This is a genomic window from Streptococcus mitis (assembly GCF_901542415.1).
Lineage (GTDB): Bacteria > Bacillota > Bacilli > Lactobacillales > Streptococcaceae > Streptococcus > Streptococcus mitis_BL.
Genome location: NZ_CABEHV010000001.1, coordinates 1 through 3,550 on the forward strand (window position 1 = coordinate 1; position 3,550 = coordinate 3,550).

Annotated in this window: 2 protein-coding genes and 2 pseudogenes; 1 reads left to right on the forward strand and 3 read right to left on the reverse strand. The window is 38.0% G+C overall.

Annotated features, from left to right (window positions below):
- Positions 1-105: 105 nt before the first annotated feature.
- Positions 106-630, reverse strand: a complete 525-nt coding sequence (locus FQT24_RS00005) for an ATP-grasp domain-containing protein (protein WP_143951805.1) — start codon at positions 628-630, stop codon at positions 106-108.
- Positions 602-1,093: an ATP-grasp domain-containing protein gene (locus tag FQT24_RS00010; protein WP_143951806.1), complete on the reverse strand. Its 492-nt coding sequence runs from the start codon at positions 1,091-1,093 to the stop codon at positions 602-604. The genes FQT24_RS00005 and FQT24_RS00010 overlap by 29 nt, the downstream gene beginning before the upstream one ends.
- Before the next feature lie 145 nt (positions 1,094-1,238).
- Between FQT24_RS00010 and FQT24_RS11170 the strand changes: the two are divergent.
- A pseudogene (locus FQT24_RS11170) lies at positions 1,239-2,024 on the forward strand (hypothetical protein).
- Between the two features lie 349 nt (positions 2,025-2,373).
- Here the strand turns inward: FQT24_RS11170 and FQT24_RS00020 are convergent.
- Positions 2,374-3,550: pseudogene (locus tag FQT24_RS00020) on the reverse strand (class I tRNA ligase family protein); the annotation flags it as partial.

Below are 3,550 nucleotides of genomic sequence, written 5' to 3' on the forward strand. Positions count from 1 at the left end.
ATTGGATATCATCTGTGCTGGCCTGGGTCAGGCTGATTTTTTTCAATGCGACGATTTTAGTGAATTCTGCCAGCACAGCTATGAGGTGGTGCATTGGTACACCTTTCAGTATACTTTCTGAGCGTCTTTGTCTCTAATCAGCTCTGCTATTTTCCCTTGGCCTAGTGCTTGCAACCCAAAAAGGAAATAGAGACCTTTGCCCATACTTTTGACGGGTAGTTTTCCAGTTTCAGTATAGCTGATTCCTGCTTCTTCAATTCTTAATCCTGCTGAGAGGAGATGGAGCCCACTGGTGGCCCTTGGATTACACTCTAAGAGGTAGATAGCCTGTCCATTATCAATAAAGTCGAAGGCAATTTGACCATGGTAGTCTGTCCTAGCCACAAAATCCGAAACAAAGGCATTTATTCTAGGCTCGTCATAGGCTTCAAAATAGGAAGATGCCGAACCGTTCAAGCAGTATTGTGCTTGGTAGACAACTTGAGCTAATACTTCTCCATGATGGCAGATAGCATAGGAACAGAGATTTTGACCATTAATTTTTTCCTGTTGTACCCATGGATAGCTGGAGGAGATTGGCTTATTCAGATAAGTCTCCCTACTAATATCTCGAATAACCTCTTTTTCCAAAACGGGAGAAGACCGGTTTGAGTATAGTTGAGGAAAGTTGATTTTGATCTAAATCAGACCATGATTCTAATAATTTAGTCTTTGGATAGATAATTCCAACTGGATTTTTAATGATTTGGTAAATGGCATATTTATGATGCAGTTGAAAGATTAAATCTTTTTCTGGCATCAAGCACTTAGCTCGGTTGCTATCAGATAAGGGCAACTGTTCCAAATAAAAGATATCTTCACAGGTAGGAATGACCAGATCTACTTGATTAATCAGTGCAATCATTGCTTTAGCATAGGATGGAAAATCATATCGTGGGCCAGCAATTTTATGGTAAATGGGTCTTCGTCCTTGCTCATATGTAAAAAAGGCAAGGGACGATTCTAAACTATCAGTTAAGTGAACCTCGTGATTTGACTTAAGTGCTAGACTAACCCAGTCAATCGCAACCGGCGCCCGAGGTGATGTAATCAAGACTTTCACTGCTATTCCTCAATATCCATAGATTTTCTTAATAATTCTAATTATATCATAGAATATTAGAGTAAATAAAGCGTTTACAGACTTTAAAGGATAATTGTTCGTCTCAGTGTGACTCACGTTAAAGTATTTACAAAGCATCTTAAGAAAAGATCTAACTAACAGAAATTTTAATCCATCACTTACAAATTGTATTAAACATCGTAAGTTAGAAGTTGGCTTATCGTCAAATGATTTAGCAGAAATATCCAACATGTCTGAATCAGATTGGGAGGCATTTGAAAAAACGGTGGTGTAATTCCTTTAGCATATAAGGATACAATACTTGACTTATTATTTTGGGACAACTTTCCAAAAGAAGAATGTGAATTAATAGAAAAATTATTTGAAGAGGCAAAAGACAATAATATTTGGCCTGAAGCTGCTTATAAGTCAATAGGACTTACACCTGCACTTTCATTTATTGCTGGATGTGAAATACTCTCTGATGATATTGATAATGATTTAGAAGAATTATCTAATCTACCCGATGGAAGTCATTTAGGACAATTGGATGTTTCTTTAATTTTATCCCAGTTACCACAACAATTCATTACAAAATACGATTATGAATTTGTTTATAATTTAAGTAAAGTTTTGACTCAATATGCCTCAAGAAATAAAGTCGGTTCATCATATAAAGCACATAGTGTCATTGAGGAAATTTATCTGTTTTTAATTGCAAAAAAAGCAGTTCCATATCTTGAATCTCTAAATGAAGAATCTAATATAAACATCAAAAAATTATTAGATTATAACGATGACTGACCTTTTGATATTTTTGATGATATGGATATCTATACTTTTTTATATTCAGACATTTATATTGACAAAGAGTCACTTTATCACTTTTAAAAACTGGTTTGTACCTCAATTTTATTTATAAAATAATTTACCGAAAAAAATAGACAGTTACTCTTATGATAATTGTCTATTTTTTTATTTACTAATTATTAATTGTTACGGTGAATTCATGGTACAAGAAGTATAGTTATTTATACTAATGTTGTCTATTTTTTCAATAAGTCAAAAGTTCCAGAACGATAACCCTTCTAACATTCCATCCGCAGTTGAGACGAGACAGAGCTCCGTAGACAGTACTGATGGTAGGGCTATTCTTGCTAATTTGTATCTAAAGATTAGCAAGTTAAAATCACTTCAATATAACAAAGAGTCCTGTCGCTTAGACTGATGGTCTAGCGGCAGGACTCTGCGGAAGTAGTGAATGATTTTAACTATCTAACCAACTTCTTCATTTCGGCAATACGCTCCTTCGTCGCATCAAATTTAGCTTGGTAGTCTGCTTGCTTCTCTCGCTCTTTTTCGACGACTTCTGGTTTGGCATTGGCAACGAAGCGCTCGTTGCTGAGTTTTTTTGCCGACCATGTCTAGTTCTTTTTTGCCATTTGGCCAATTCTTTATCGAGGCGAACGAGTTCTTCGTCCACGTTGAGCAGGTCTGCTAGTGGGAGGTAGATTTCTGCGCCTGTGATGATGCTGGTCATGGCCATGTCTGGGGCTTGCAGGGCAGCTGAGATTTCTAATTTTTCAGGGTTTGTAAAACGTCGGATGTAGTTTTCGTTGGCTTTAAAAAAGTCTTCTAACTCTTTGTCTGACGTTTTAATCAAGATGGTGATGGCCTTGCTTGGTGCAACGTTCACCTCTGCACGCGCATTGCGGACAGCACGGATCAGGTCTTTCAAGCTCTCAACACCGCGGTGGGCTACCGCATTCTCAAAAGCATCGTTAGCGACTGGGTAAGCTGCTGTAACGATTGAGCCTTGGGCATATTGAGCGTAGATTTCTTCAGTCACAAAAGGCATAATTGGGTGAAGGAGGCGTAAAATTTTTGTCCAAGGTGTAGAGGAGGACTGAGCGGGTCATGACTTTTTCGTCTTCATTGTCAGAATAAAGCACTTCTTTAGTGAGCTCAACATACCAGTTGGCGAATTCTTCCCAAATGAAGTTGTACAAGATGTGGCCGGCAACACCGAACTCGAACTTGTCAAAGTTTTCGGTAACTTTGACAATAGTCTCATTGAGGTTGTGAAGAATCCATTGGTCTGTCACATTTCCTGCTTCTGAGGCTGCTACTTTAGCCACATTGTTTTCTGCTTCTTCAATTGTTAATCCTTCATTGTTCATGAGGATGTAACGGGAAATGTTCCAGATTTTGTTAATGAAGTTCCATGAGGCATCCATTTTTTCGTAAGAGAAACGAACGTCTTGGCCTGGGGCAGAGCCGTTTGATAGGAACCAACGTAAGCTATCTGCACCATATTTTTCAACAACATCCATTGGGTCAATACCGTTACCCAATGATTTAGACATTTTGCGGCCTTCTTCATCACGAATGAGTCCATGAATCAAAACATTTTGGAATGGGCGCTCATTAGTGAATTCAAGGGATTGG